At 65.1% G+C, this 12,461-nt stretch carries 13 protein-coding genes; 8 read left to right on the top strand and 5 right to left on the bottom strand.

Annotated elements, in window-relative coordinates:
* The first annotated feature begins 21 nt into the window (after positions 1–21).
* Entirely contained in the window at positions 22–399 is a 378-nt protein-coding gene (locus J2R76_RS11120; protein WP_057017270.1) for a VOC family protein, read from the top strand.
* A gap of 160 nt (positions 400–559) precedes the next feature.
* Here the strand turns inward: J2R76_RS11120 and J2R76_RS11115 are convergent, their stop codons facing one another.
* The gene (locus tag J2R76_RS11115) at positions 560–1,165 is read right to left on the bottom strand and encodes a TIGR00730 family Rossman fold protein (RefSeq protein WP_076826465.1); all 606 of its coding nucleotides are present in this window, start codon (positions 1,163–1,165) and stop codon (positions 560–562) included.
* Between the two features lie 213 nt (positions 1,166–1,378).
* Between J2R76_RS11115 and J2R76_RS11110 the strand changes: the two genes are divergently transcribed.
* The 4 genes from J2R76_RS11110 (at position 1,379) to J2R76_RS11095 (ending at position 6,202) form a co-directional block, all read left to right on the top strand.
* Positions 1,379–3,367 carry an ABC transporter ATP-binding protein/permease gene (locus tag J2R76_RS11110; protein ID WP_244558752.1) on the top strand — a complete coding sequence of 663 codons (1,989 nt, stop codon included), beginning with the start codon at positions 1,379–1,381 and terminating at the stop codon, positions 3,365–3,367.
* 53 nt (positions 3,368–3,420) lie between these two features.
* Entirely contained in the window at positions 3,421–4,119 is a 699-nt protein-coding gene (locus J2R76_RS11105; RefSeq protein WP_016846296.1) for a phosphatidylserine decarboxylase, read from the top strand.
* A gap of 77 nt (positions 4,120–4,196) precedes the next feature.
* Entirely contained in the window at positions 4,197–5,078 is an 882-nt protein-coding gene (gene pssA, locus J2R76_RS11100; RefSeq protein ID WP_076826729.1) for a CDP-diacylglycerol--serine O-phosphatidyltransferase, read from the top strand.
* A gap of 404 nt (positions 5,079–5,482) precedes the next feature.
* The gene (locus J2R76_RS11095) at positions 5,483–6,202 is read left to right on the top strand and encodes an RraA family protein (RefSeq protein ID WP_028344569.1); all 720 of its coding nucleotides are present in this window, start codon (positions 5,483–5,485) and stop codon (positions 6,200–6,202) included.
* 207 nt (positions 6,203–6,409) lie between these two features.
* Here J2R76_RS11095 and J2R76_RS11090 read toward each other — a convergent pair whose 3' ends face one another.
* Complete coding sequence (locus J2R76_RS11090) at positions 6,410–7,042, bottom strand: TerC family protein (protein WP_076826466.1); 633 nt, start codon at positions 7,040–7,042, stop codon at positions 6,410–6,412.
* Positions 7,043–7,221: 179 nt separating this feature from the next.
* The gene (locus J2R76_RS11085; RefSeq protein ID WP_076826731.1) at positions 7,222–7,515 is read right to left on the bottom strand and encodes a hypothetical protein; all 294 of its coding nucleotides are present in this window, start codon (positions 7,513–7,515) and stop codon (positions 7,222–7,224) included.
* A 320-nt stretch (positions 7,516–7,835) separates the two neighbouring features.
* Here J2R76_RS11085 and J2R76_RS11080 point away from each other — a divergent pair, with 320 nt between their 5' ends.
* Positions 7,836–8,663: an SDR family NAD(P)-dependent oxidoreductase gene (locus tag J2R76_RS11080; protein WP_076826468.1), complete on the top strand. Its 828-nt coding sequence runs from the start codon at positions 7,836–7,838 to the stop codon at positions 8,661–8,663.
* On the opposite strand, the gene J2R76_RS11075 is transcribed toward J2R76_RS11080, so the two are convergent.
* A complete protein-coding gene (locus J2R76_RS11075) occupies positions 8,641–10,095 on the bottom strand; it encodes a PLP-dependent aminotransferase family protein (RefSeq protein ID WP_076826470.1) in 1,455 nt (484 codons plus the stop codon). The two genes, J2R76_RS11080 and J2R76_RS11075, sit on opposite strands and share 23 nt — an antisense overlap.
* A gap of 88 nt (positions 10,096–10,183) precedes the next feature.
* Between J2R76_RS11075 and J2R76_RS11070 the strand changes: the two genes are divergently transcribed.
* Both J2R76_RS11070 and J2R76_RS11065 read left to right on the top strand, forming a co-directional pair.
* The gene (locus tag J2R76_RS11070) at positions 10,184–10,591 is read left to right on the top strand and encodes a cupin domain-containing protein (RefSeq protein WP_057017276.1); all 408 of its coding nucleotides are present in this window, start codon (positions 10,184–10,186) and stop codon (positions 10,589–10,591) included.
* Positions 10,588–11,058: a carboxymuconolactone decarboxylase family protein gene (locus J2R76_RS11065; RefSeq protein WP_076826472.1), complete on the top strand. Its 471-nt coding sequence runs from the start codon at positions 10,588–10,590 to the stop codon at positions 11,056–11,058. The genes J2R76_RS11070 and J2R76_RS11065 overlap by 4 nt, the downstream gene beginning before the upstream one ends.
* Positions 11,059–11,092: 34 nt before the next feature.
* Here the strand turns inward: J2R76_RS11065 and J2R76_RS11060 are convergent, their stop codons facing one another.
* Positions 11,093–12,415 (bottom strand): MFS transporter, encoded by a 1,323-nt coding sequence (locus tag J2R76_RS11060; RefSeq protein WP_076826474.1) that lies wholly within the window; start codon positions 12,413–12,415, stop codon positions 11,093–11,095.
* Between the last annotated feature and the right edge of the window lie 46 nt (positions 12,416–12,461).

The raw sequence follows: 12,461 nt of genomic DNA, 5'->3' as shown, positions 1-12,461 counted from the left end.
GACAACGGGGAGGGAGTATCCATGATCGACCACGTCTCCGTCGGCGTTCGCGATCTGGAACGGGCCGCGCGGTTCTACGAGCCGACGTTGGCCGCGCTTGGCCTGAGCCGCCTCGTCACGCGGCCGGCGACGGTCGGCTTCGGCAAGGCCTATCCAGAATTCTGGATCAATCTGCGCGCCACGATGGCGCAGGTGCCGCATGAGAGCGGCACCCATATCTGCCTGCGCGCGAAGACTACCGCGGAGGTCGACGCCTTCCACGCCGCTGCGTTGGCGTCCGGCGGCCTCTCCGATGGTCCTCCGGGCCTGCGCCCGCACGACCGCGTGCGCTACTATGCGGCCTTCGTCCTCGATCCCGACGGCAACCGCATCGAGGCCGTGACGTTTCCGAGCGAGTAGTAAGGATTTCAGGCTAGCACTTGTCTCGACCCGTCATCCTGAGGAGCGCGTAGCGCGTCTCGAAGGATGCACGGCCACCAGCGGGGCCGTCGTGCTTCGAGACGGCCGCTCTGCGGCCTCCTCAGCATGACGGTCATGGAGCCGAAAGTGCGGCGAACAGTTACAGCCGCCGCGCCACTTCGGGCGCGAGATCCTTCGCGGCCTCGGGCGTGCGCGCCACGGCCGAACGCAGCCGCGGCAGGATCTCGTCGATGCGATCGGCCATCAGCACGTTGATCGGCAGCGTGGGGCGGATGAACTCGGTCATGCGCATGTGGTTCAAAAGCGAGAGCAGGGGCTCCCAGAAATTGTCGATGTTGGCGAGCAGGATCGGCTTGTGGTGACGGCCGAGCTGCTGCCAGGTCAATTGCTCGACCAACTCTTCCAGCGTGCCGATGCCGCCGGGCAGCGCGACGAACGCATCCGAGCGCTCGAACATCAGGCGCTTGCGCTCATGCATGTCGGGCGTGACGATCATCTCCTGAACCGAGGTCAGCGCGTTCTCGCGCGCGCGCAGGAATTCGGGAATGATGCCGGTGACGGAGCCGCCGTGATCGAGCGTGGATTTCGCGACCGCGCCCATCAGGCCGATCGAGCCGCCGCCATAGACCAAGCGCACGTTGCTTTCGGCAAAGCTCTTGCCGAGTGCGACGGCAGCTTCAACGAAACGGGGATTGTTACCGGGGCCGGAGCCGCAATAAACACAGACAGTCTTGATTTGGTTCATACGTTCCTTGTGGCACTGCAGCGTAAACAGGGTCAAGACTCCCATATGGGGATGGAGAGCCAAAAAATCCCGTAAATTCCCGCGAATCGCGAACAATTTTCGTCATAAGCCTGTACGCCGCGTTCAAACGATCTATATGACGGGCACAATGGCAAACCGTGGAAAAGATGTGGCGGCGGACCGCCGCGCCGTAACCGCGCGGGCGGGCGGCTGATGGTGCCGCCGCAACAGAGTGTGACCGGCGCCGCGCAGCCCACGGCCACGTCGCCGGCCGCCGAGAAGGGGACGCTGCTCGGCACCCTCGTTCATCTGTGGCCCTATATCTGGCCCGGTGATCGCGCCGATTTGAAGACGCGCGTGATCTGGTCGGTGGTGCTGCTGCTGTTCGCCAAGCTTGCCACGCTGTCGGTGCCGTTCACCTTCAAATGGGCGATCGATGCGCTGAACGGCACCGGCTCGGCGCCGGTTGCGGCCTCGAACTGGGTGGTATGGCTGATCGCCTCGCCGGTGCTGATGACGATCAGCTACGGCGCGGTGCGCATCGTCATGGCGGTGCTGACGCAGTGGCGCGACGGCATCTTCGCCCGCGTCGCGATGCATGCGGTGCGGCGGCTCGCCTATATCACCTTCGTGCATATGCACGAACTGTCGCTGCGCTTCCATCTCGAGCGCAAGACCGGCGGCCTGACCCGCGTGCTGGAGCGCGGCCGCTCCGGCATCGAGACCATCGTTCGGATGGTGATCCTGCAGCTGATCCCGACCATCGTCGAGGTCGCGCTGTTGGCGGCGGTGCTGCTCTGGCAGTTTGACTGGCGCTACGTGCTCGCGGTGCTGCTCACCGTCGTCGTGTTCATGTACTTCACCTATATCGCGACCGAGTGGCGGATCGAGATCCGCCGCAGGATGAACGATTCCGACACCGAGGCGAACACCAAGGCGATCGACTCGCTGCTCAACTACGAGACGGTGAAATATTTCGGCGCCGAGGAGCGCGAGGCGCGGCGCTACGACCGCTCGATGGAGCGCTACGAGCAGGCCAGCGTGAAGACCTATACCTCGCTCGCGGTGCTCAACACCGGGCAGGCGATCATCTTCACCGCCGGGCTGACCGCGACCATGCTGATGTGCGCGTTCGGCATCCGCAACGGCACCCACACTGTCGGCGATTTCGTGCTGATCAATTCGATGATGATCCAGCTCTACCAGCCGCTGAATTTCATGGGCATGGTCTATCGCGAGATCAAGCAGGCGATCATCGACATCGAGAAGATGTTCGACGTGCTGGCGCGCGATCCCGAGGTGAGGGACATTCCGGGGGCCAAGCCGCTCGCGGTGTCATCCGGCAGCGTGCGGTTCGAGGATGTCCGCTTCTCCTACGAGGCGGACCGGCCGATCCTCAAGGGCCTGAGCTTCGAGGTGCCGGCCGGCAAGACGGTTGCGATCGTCGGTCCCTCCGGCGCCGGCAAGTCGACGATCTCGCGGCTGCTGTTCCGCCTCTACGACGTCTCGAGCGGCCGCATCCTGATCGACGGCCAGGACATCAAGACCGTGACGCAGGCCTCGCTGCGCTCGGCGATCGGCATGGTGCCGCAGGACACCGTGCTGTTCAACGACACCATCCGCTACAACATCCGCTATGGCCGCTGGGATGCCGGCGACGACGAGGTGGAGGAGGCGGCGCGCCTCGCGCAGATCGACGGCTTCATCCGGATGTCGCCGCAGGGCTATGAGACGCAGGTCGGCGAGCGCGGCCTGAAACTCTCCGGCGGCGAGAAGCAGCGCGTTGCGATCGCGCGCACGGTGCTGAAGGCGCCGCCGATCCTGGTGCTGGACGAGGCGACCTCCGCGCTCGACAGCCACACCGAGCACGAGATCCAGGGCGCGCTGGAGCGGGTCTCGCGCAACCGCACCTCGCTGGTGATCGCGCACCGGCTGTCGACCATCGTCGGCGCCGACGAGATCATCGTGCTGGACCAGGGCCGGATCGCCGAGCGCGGCACCCACGCGCGGCTTTTGGCCGCCGACGGCCTCTATGCCAGCATGTGGAACCGGCAACGCGAGGCCGAGGAGGCCCGCGAACGGCTCGCCCAGGTCGATGACGACGGCACCGCGCCGAATCGGCTGCCGCCGGCGGTCACCGAAACGTCGGAGGATTCCAGCCCTGATGCGGGTGAGAAACCCTTGCCGACCGCCGCGGAATAGTCGATTTAGGGCCTCTCCCGCCAAATGGGGCGGGGAAACGCAAGCGAGCTCTGATGTCGATCGCCAACTCCATCCGCGCGCAGATCCCGCCGATCCACCCCGAGGGCTATCCCTTTATCGGCGGCTTCGCTCTGGCGAGCCTGATCCTGTTCTGGATCTGGACCCCGCTGGGCTGGATCGGGACGCTGCTGACCGTCTGGTGCGCGCTGTTCTTCCGCGATCCGGTTCGCGTGACGCCGCTGCGCGACGGCATCGTGGTATCGCCGGCCGACGGCCGCGTCTCGATGGTGGTGCAGGCGCTGCCGCCGGCCGAGCTCGGGCTCGGCGACAAGCCGCTGCCGCGTGTCTCGGTATTCATGAGCGTGTTCAACTGCCATGTGAACCGCAGCCCGGTGGTCGGCCGCATCGACCGCATTGCCTACCGGCCCGGCGCCTTCATCAATGCCGAGCTCGACAAGGCGAGCGAGGACAATGAGCGCAATTCGCTCGTGATCTCGACCTCCAACGGGCGCATTGGCGTGGTCCAGATCGCAGGCCTCGTGGCGCGGCGCATCGTCTGCTTCGTCAAGGAGGGCCAGTCGATCGGCGCCGGCGAGCGCTTCGGCCTGATCCGCTTCGGCTCGCGGCTCGACGTCTATCTGCCCGAGGGCACGAAGGCGCTGGTCTCCGAGGGGCAGACCGCGGTCGCCGGCGAGACGATTCTGGCGGATTTCCGCAACGCCGATCCGGGCCGGACCTACCGCGCCGATTAACTCTGTTTCGCCAGCCCCATCAGCCGGTTCCCGCCGCAATGGCGGAGCCGGGCGGCGCTTGCTATATTCATCAGGCCATGACGCCATTCGATCCGAATTCCAACGAGTATCGCCGCCGGCGGTTCCGCCCGATCCCGGTGCGGATGCTGGTGCCGAACATGATCACGCTGCTGGCGATCTGCGCCGGCCTCACCGCGATCCGGCTGTCGACGGAAGGGCGGATGGAGCTGGCGGTCGCCGCCATCGTGTTCGCCGCGATCCTCGACGGCATCGACGGCCGCGTCGCGCGCATGATCAAGGGCCAGTCGAAATTCGGCGCCGAACTCGACAGCCTCGCCGACTTCGTCAATTTCGGCGTCGCGCCGGGCCTGATCCTGTATTTCTGGCAGCTGCATGAATTGAACAATGGCGGCTGGATCGCCGCGATGGTGTTCGCGATCTCCGGCGGCCTGCGGCTTGCGCGCTTCAATGCCTCGATCGACGATCCGAACAAGCCGGCCTTCGCCGCCAACTATTTCACTGGCGTGCCGGCGCCTGCCGGTGCGATCACCGTGCTGCTGCCGATCTATCTCGCCTTCCTCGGCGTGCCCATGCCGCCGGCGACGCTGACGGCGTTCTACACGCTGTTGATCGCCTTCCTGATGGTGTCGCGGCTGCCGGTGTTCTCCGGCAAGACCGTGAAGATGCGCGTGCCGCCGGAAATGGTGCTGCCGGTGTTCGTGTCGGTGGTGTTCATCGTCGCGCTGCTGATCGGCTATCCCTGGCACATCCTGTCGGCGGGCTCGGTGCTCTATCTGATCAGCCTGCCCTGGGGCTGGAAGTCCTACCGCGACCAGGAGCGCCAGCTTGCCGCGCAGACGCAAGCTGCGGGCGCGCCGGTGGCGGCGCAGGCCGCTGCTCCCTATACGGCGCCGGTCGCGGAGAGTGACCACGACGATCGTCCGACGCATCTGCACTGAGTGCGCCCTCGGTAGTCGACCGTCATCCTGAGGTGCGAGCCTTGCGGCGCAATTGCGCCGCCGGGCGAGCCTCGAAGGATGTACGGCCCGGCTCCGAGATTGGGGCCGTCGACCCTTCGAGGGCCGCTGAAGAAGCGGCCACTTCCAGCGACAACGGTTTCGCCGTTGCGCGGGGGTGACGGTGATAGAGTGGTTTCATTCCAGCAAATATCAGCCATGAGCGTGCCTCGGTTGGGTTCGCCTGCGATCTCGGCTATAGGCTGAGAACGGCCCGCTCGAGCATGATCCGGAAAAGTGGAGACCGGTTTTCCGAAAAGATCATGCTCAAACAAAGAAATGAGATCATGATGCGTTTCCCTGGAAACGCATCATGATCTGACGCCAAAAATCAGGAGAGAAACGCCGTGACGACATCCGCTTCCGCCCCGCTTCCTGCTTCCGTCCTTGAAGCGTTGGCGCGCTACGACACGCCGACGATCTGCAACGCGATGGAGATCGTCGCGCCGGAGCGCCGTCTGATCGGCTACACCGTGAAGCCGCTGGTCTGCCCGTTTCCGACGCTGCCGCCGATGGTCGGCTACGCCCGCACCACGACGATCCGCTCGGTGCTGAAATCCGGCCTCTCGGCCGAGGAGCAGTCGAAGCGCCGCATCGAATATTACGAATATGTCGGCACCGGCTTCGGCCCGCGCATCTCTGTCATCCAGGACATCGACGGCCCGGACGTCGGCTATGGTGCGTTCTGGGGCGAGGTGCAGAGCAACGTGCACAAGGCGCTCGGCTGCCTCGGCGTCATCACCGACGGCTCGATCCGCGACATCCCGCAATGGGCGCCGGGCTTCCAGGCGCTGGCCGGCTCGATCGGCCCGTCGCACGCCTGGGTGCATGCCGAGAGCTTTGGCGGCGAGGTCCGCGTCGCCGGCATGACGGTGCGATCCGACGATCTGATCCACGCCGACAGCCACGGCGCCATCGTGATCCCCTATGAGGTCGCGGCGAAGCTGCCCGAGGCCGCCGAACTCTGCGGCCGCCGCGAGACCCCGATCCTGGACATCGCGCGCAGCAAGGATTTCTCGCTCGAGAAGCTCAAGGACGCGCTGAAGCGTTCGGCGGAAATCCACTGAGGCAGGCGCATGGTGCTGACGGCGGGCAGGTGCCCTCCGTCATTGCGAGGAGTTCGCGACAAAATTGCAGAGCAATTTTGCGCTGAAGCGACGAAGCAATCCATGTCTCCGCAAGTGTCGAGATGGATTGCTTCGCGGAGCCTGTCATCCGGCGGTGCTTTGCGCCGACCGGATGGCTCGCAATGACGCAAAACAGGTTGGCTAAGGTCAGGCCGGAGCCACCTTCGCGATCTCGTTCGCCCCGCGAACCGTCATGTCAATGGCGACATAGAGGATCACGGCGAGTCCGACATAGGCGATCCAGCGGTGGTTCTGCAGCAGCCGCGCGATGACGGAGGCCGCCGCGCCCATCATCGCGATCGAGAGCGCGAGGCCGAACACCAGCACGATCGGCTGCTCCCGCGCCGCACCCGCGACCGCCAGCACGTTGTCGAGCGACATCGAGACGTCGGCAACGATGATCTGCGTGGTGGCCTGCCACAGCGTCTTGCGCTGGCCCTTTGCGCCATCGGCGTGTTCGGCCGTGGTCTCGTGCGCGTCGGCGCGCAGCTCGCGCCACATCTTCCAGCACACCCACAATAGCAGGATGCCGCCGGCCAGCAGCAGGCCGACGATCTGCATCAGCTGCGTGGTGACCAGCGCGAACATGATGCGCAGCAGTGTCGCGGCACCGATGCCGATCAGGATCGCCTTGCCGCGCTGCTTCTCCGGCAGGCCGGCCGCGGCAAGGCCGATCACGACGGCGTTGTCACCGGCCAGCACGAGGTCGATGACGACGACCTGCAGCAATGCGCTGAGGGCGTCGAGTGAAAACAACTCGGGCGAAAATAGTTCGGACATGGGTCATGTTCCCCTTGAGGTCGGGGAGCGGACCCTTTCGACGAAACCGGCTCTTGCCGTCATGCGGACGGCAAATCCACCGCGACGCTTATCCGCGTCGCGGGTCGAAGCAGGGCCACTCCAACTGAGTTCCAGTCCGACATCGCAGCTTGTGGCTGCCAGAGGGGCCCGGCCTGGGATTACGGTCGTGACACCGGGCGCATTGCTGCTTCTTCCTCGAAGAACAGCGCCGCCTGATCCGGTTCGCCGAGGATCGCCGCCGCGCACCCCATGAAGGTGAACGCGCCGGCAAAATCCCACAGCGTGAGGTTCGCCACGCTTGTGCGCACGTGGATCACGCGCGCCGCAATCGCGGCAATGGCTGCCTGGACGAACAACAACAGGCTGAGCACGGGCAGCACGAGTGCGGGCTCAACCAGACGGAGCGTCAGGACGATCGGCAGCGCGGTCAGCGCGCCGAACAACAGCAGCATGCCGAACGGCTCCAGAGAGGGAGTCTTTCGCAGCATCGTGTCTGGAATGATCGAGGACATTCCGGTCCTTTACCGATCCTGACTTGTCGTTCACGTCGAGGATATCAGAACGCGATCTCCTTGACGCGCGACGCGGCGCCGCGCGACCACCGGCCGCGCGACAAGATGTACGTATGCGGTTCCGGAGAAGGCCCGAGACCCTGGGGGTGATCTTGGACGCCAATTTGGCGCCGCCGGCGCGGTGGCATGCCATGGCAAAGTCCGCGCGGCGCCTTTATCTTTGCTGACAGCGCTGGGCGAACGATCGAAAGGCAATTTCGATGAATATGGCAGGCAAGACGGTGCTGATCACCGGTTCCACCGACGGCGTCGGCCGCTACGTCGCGATGAAGCTGGCGTCGGCCGGCGCCCGGGTCCTGATCCACGGCCGCGATACCAAGCGGGCGCAGACGCTCGCCGACGAGATCAAGCGCCTCAGCGGCCGCGAGCCGATGTTCTACCAGGCCGACCTGTCCTCGCTCGCCGAGGTCCGCGAGTTCGCCCAGCTGGTGCTCGACGACCAGGAACGCCTTGATGTGTTCGTCAGCAACGCGGGCATCGGTTCGCAAAACGAGGGGCCGGCGCGGCAGACCAGCAAGGACGGCCACGAGCTGCGCTTCGCGGTCAACTATCTCGCCGGCTTCCTGCTCGCGCATCTGTTGCTGCCGCGGCTCAAGGCGAGCGCGCCGGCGCGCATCGTCAATGTCGCGTCGCTCGGCCAGCACCCGATCGATTTCGGCGACGTGATGATCACGAAGAACTACAGCGGTGCGCGCGCCTATGCGCAGAGCAAGCTGTCGCAGATCATGTTCACCATCGACCTGGCCGCGGAGCTGGAAGGCTCCGGCGTGACCGTCAACTCGCTGCACCCCGCGACCTACATGAACACCACCATGGTGCGCGCCAGCGGCGCGACGCCGATCTCGACCGTCGAGCAGGGCGGTGATGCCATCCTGCGTCTGGTCCAGGACGACGATGTGGCAGGCCGGAGCGGGCTGTTCTTCGACGGCAAGCGCGAGGCGCGCGCCCATGCCCAGGCCTATGACGCCGAGGCGCGCAAGCGGCTCAAGGCGTTGAGCCTGACGCTCACCGGGCTGCGGGCTTCCTGATCCGGCGCGAGACCGGCGCACTTTGGACGCGACCTTGGGCGCGGATCGCCTCGAACAGGCGCTTGCATGCGGCCGGAACGCCGCGATCCGGCACCGTCGCAATGCCGAGCAAGAGACCCGGCTGCGCGCGCTTCGGTGAGAAATACCAGGGCGAGAGCGGGGCGGGCGCCAGCCCGTGCGCGAGCAGTGCCCTGACGATCTCGACATCGGCGGTCTTGTCCGGCAGCGTCAGCATGACGGCGAGGCCGGCAACCTGCACGTCGTTGCTCCAGCTCCGTAGCGCCGTCGTTAGCGCATCGCGGTTGTCGCAATAGGCCCGCTTGGTTCGCCTGAGATGGCGGATGTAGTGACCGTCGCGGATGAACTCCGCGGTGGACAGCTGCACCGCTGGGCCGGGAGCGGGGACCAGGCACGTCGCGACATCGGCGAACTGCGCCGCCAATGGCTCTGGCGCAACCAGGAAGCCGAGGCGCAGCGTCGGCGAGATCGTCTTGCTGAAGGAGCCGAGATGGATCACCCGGCCGGCGCGATCGAGCGAGGCGAGCGCCGGCGCGGCACGGCCATCGAGCTGCAATTCGCCGAGATAGTCGTCCTCGATGATGAAGGCTCCGGTTTGGGCGGCCCAGTCGAGCAGCTGCGCGCGACGTTGCGGCGACAGCGGCGGGCCGAGCGGCGCCTGCTGGCCCGGGGTCACGACCGCGAGCGCCGCGTCGGGGGCGTGCTTGAGACCGTGCTCGACATCGATGCCGTTGGCATCGACGGGGATCGGGACGACCTCCAGCCGGCCGAGATCGAGGCCCTTTCGCGTCAATGGAAATCCCGGGTCTTCCATCCAAGCGCGGCGGCCTTCGAGGCCGAGCACGCGCAGCGCGAGGCCGAGTCCTCCGCTGAATCCCGAGGTGATGACGATCTGCGCGGGCGAGCATTCGAGCCCGCGCGCGATCGCGAGATGCGCCGCGATCTCGCGTCTCAATTCGAGCTCGCCGCGAGGATCGACATAGCGCATCACCGCGCTCAATTCCGCACGGACGGCGCGCGCGCGGATTCGCGCCAGCAGCTTGGCGGGGAGGCTATCCTGCGCGGGGACGCCCATCCGAAAGTGTCCCTGACCGCTCAGATCGCGAAACATCTCCACGACCGATCCGGGAGCGACCGGCGCATCGGGCTTGGCGGCCTTCCTGGGCCGCCTCGCGACGGTGGTGCCGCCCGCCTTCGACGACACGATGTGCTGGGCGTCCGACAGCTTGTCATAGGCCGCCCGCACGGTGCCGCGCGCAACGCCGAGCTGCGCGGCAAGGTCGAGCCACGATGGCAGCCGGGCGCCCGGCACCAGCACGCCGTTGTCGATCGCCGCCGCGATCGCCTTGCGGATCTGCTCGGAGAGCGGCGTCCTGGCCGACCGGTCGAGCGCGATGGGAAGCGGGTTGGACATGGCCCGTGGTACACCAATTCGGTTCATTCTTGGTGCTTCTTTTTGGCCATGCGTGCCCGCATCTATCCGGTAGCAATGGAGGCACGAGATGAAGACCTTGATGACAACGCTGCTGGCCTGCGCGGCCCTTGCGACTCCGGCGATGGCGCAATCGGTGACGCCGAAGTTCGAGCATATGATCACGAACATTCCCGGCAAGTCGCTGATCGCGGTGGAGGTGAACTTCCCGCCGGGCGAGCCGTCGGCGCCGCATCATCACGCCAAATCGGCGTTTCTCTATGTCTACGTGCTCCAGGGCGCGATCGAGAGCCAGCTGGAAGGCGAGGCCGCGCATATCTATCGGGCCGGCGACAGCTTCTTCGAGCCGCCCGGCGCGCATCACGTGCTCGGGCGCAACGCGAGCGCGACCGAACCGGCGAAGCTGCTTGCGGTGTTCGTCGTCGACAGCAACGACAAGGCGCTCACTGTGTTCGACAAGGAAGGACACAAGCAATGAGCATGCGGATCGACTACAACAAGGTCGCGCCAGCGGGCATCAAGGCGCTCGGTGGCGTCTATGGCTACATCACGCAAAGCGGGCTTTCCGCGCAGCTCGTCGAACTGGTCTATCTGCGGATATCGCAGATCAACGGCTGCGCCTATTGCCTGGATTCGCATACCCGCAGCTTGCGGAAGATGGGCGTCAAGGTCGAGAAGCTTGCGGTGCTGCAGGTCTGGCGCGAGGCCGAGGCGCTGTTCGACGCCGAGGAGCGCGCCGCGCTGGCCTGGGCCGAAACCGTCACCCGCGTGGCGGAGACCGCGATTCCGGATGCCGATTACCAGGCGGCCCGCGAGGTGTTCAACGAGAAGCAACTGGTCGACCTGACCATCGCGATCGGCCTGATGAACACCTACAACCGCATCGCAATCGGCTTCCGCAACCCGCCGCAGGCTGTGGTCGAGCATTCCGCTGCGGCGACTTGATCTTGGCAGGAATGGGTCAACTCCTGGACGGAAGCTACTCATTCGTTGCGGGCCGCATGCTCAGCAGCAGGAGTGCGCCGGAGAGCAAGTACAGCGCCATGACGAAGTACATGCCATAGATGTTGTCGCCGGTGTTCCGCACGATGAACCCGGTGATCGACGGGCTTACCGCCGGACCGAGATTTCCGAGGCTGGTGACGAGGGCAAGGCCGCCGGCCGCCGCGCCCGCTGAGAGATACTCACTGGTCAATGCATAGAAGAGCGGCGGCGCTGATACAAACCCGATGACGGCGAAGGAGAGAGCCAGGATCGAACCAACAAAAGTGCCGTGGAGCAACATGAGAAAGAACAAGCCGCCGGCGGCAATCGTGACGCAGGTCGCATAGTGCCAGCGGCGCTCATGCCGTTTGTCCGAATGACGACCGATCAGGATCATGCAGACGATACCCGCAGCGTTGGCTACTGCGTGATAGACGCCGACCAGTAGCGGATCCTTTACTCCCCAGCTATGGATCAGGGTCGGCATCCAGAATACCATCGTGTAGTTGGCGCCCAGCAGACAGAAACAGGCCAGCGACAACAGGTAGACCTTCGGGTCTCGCAGCAGCTGCCGGAACGTCCCCGAGGTCGCCTTCACGATGTTCTCTTCGTCATGCTGTAAAGCATCGTCCAGCAGCGCCTTCTCCCCCTTCGAGAGCCACGTGGCCTGGAACGGCTTGTCCTTGAGCAGGTAATACACGAGAACGCCGAGGATTGGCGCGGGCAACCCCTGGATCAGAAACAGCCATTGCCAGCCGTAAAGACCGCTGACGCCGTCGAAATACTTCAGGATCGAACCACACAGCGGACCAGCGATGAACATCACAATGGGGGGCGCCGACGCGAGGATCGCGATGACCTGCCCGCGCCTTACCGACGGGTACCAGTACGTCAAGTACAGCAGCACGCCCGGGGCGAAGCCGGCCTCAAAGACACCAAGAAAGAACCTCGCCGCATAGAACTGGAGCGGCGTCGATACGAACATCATGGCGGTCGCCGCCAATCCCCAGAGCACCATGATCCGCAACAGGGTCTTGCGCGCGCCGATCCTTTCCAGAAGAAGATTGCTGGGCACCTCAAACAGGAAATATCCGACGAAGAAGATGCCAGCGCCGAGCCCGTAGACTGCATCATCAAACGGTAGTGTCTGCTTCATCTGAAGCTGTGCGAAGCCGATGTTGATGCGGTCGAGAAAGGCGACCATGCTGGCGATCAGTAGCAAAGGTATAAGGCGCCAGTCGACCTTGGCGAACACGGCCTTGTACGCCGGGTTCTCCAATATCGGCGACGACGACTTGCTTGCAGCAGGCAGATGCATTCTTGTTCCTTCCAAAGTATGCTTTTGCCTATGATGTCCTTCGAAC

This window comes from Bradyrhizobium sp. USDA 4532 (genome assembly GCF_024171315.1).
GTDB classification, from domain to species: domain Bacteria; phylum Pseudomonadota; class Alphaproteobacteria; order Rhizobiales; family Xanthobacteraceae; genus Bradyrhizobium; species Bradyrhizobium australafricanum.
This window is presented reverse-complemented; position numbering and strand designations above follow the sequence as displayed.

Coding starts and splice junctions, on each gene's coding strand:
- J2R76_RS11110 (WP_244558752.1), top strand. CDS start 1,379: ATGGTGCCGCCGCAACAGAGTGTGACCGGCGCCGCGCAGCCCACGGCC.
- J2R76_RS11080 (WP_076826468.1), top strand. CDS start 7,836: ATGAATATGGCAGGCAAGACGGTGCTGATCACCGGTTCCACCGACGGC.
- pssA (WP_076826729.1), top strand. CDS start 4,197: ATGACGCCATTCGATCCGAATTCCAACGAGTATCGCCGCCGGCGGTTC.
- J2R76_RS11105 (WP_016846296.1), top strand. CDS start 3,421: ATGTCGATCGCCAACTCCATCCGCGCGCAGATCCCGCCGATCCACCCC.
- J2R76_RS11065 (WP_076826472.1), top strand. CDS start 10,588: ATGAGCATGCGGATCGACTACAACAAGGTCGCGCCAGCGGGCATCAAG.
- J2R76_RS11075 (WP_076826470.1), bottom strand. CDS start 10,095: ATGTCCAACCCGCTTCCCATCGCGCTCGACCGGTCGGCCAGGACGCCG.
- J2R76_RS11070 (WP_057017276.1), top strand. CDS start 10,184: ATGAAGACCTTGATGACAACGCTGCTGGCCTGCGCGGCCCTTGCGACT.
- J2R76_RS11120 (WP_057017270.1), top strand. CDS start 22: ATGATCGACCACGTCTCCGTCGGCGTTCGCGATCTGGAACGGGCCGCG.
- J2R76_RS11090 (WP_076826466.1), bottom strand. CDS start 7,042: ATGTCCGAACTATTTTCGCCCGAGTTGTTTTCACTCGACGCCCTCAGC.
- J2R76_RS11060 (WP_076826474.1), bottom strand. CDS start 12,415: ATGCATCTGCCTGCTGCAAGCAAGTCGTCGTCGCCGATATTGGAGAAC.
- J2R76_RS11115 (WP_076826465.1), bottom strand. CDS start 1,165: ATGAACCAAATCAAGACTGTCTGTGTTTATTGCGGCTCCGGCCCCGGT.
- J2R76_RS11085 (WP_076826731.1), bottom strand. CDS start 7,515: ATGCTGCTGTTGTTCGGCGCGCTGACCGCGCTGCCGATCGTCCTGACG.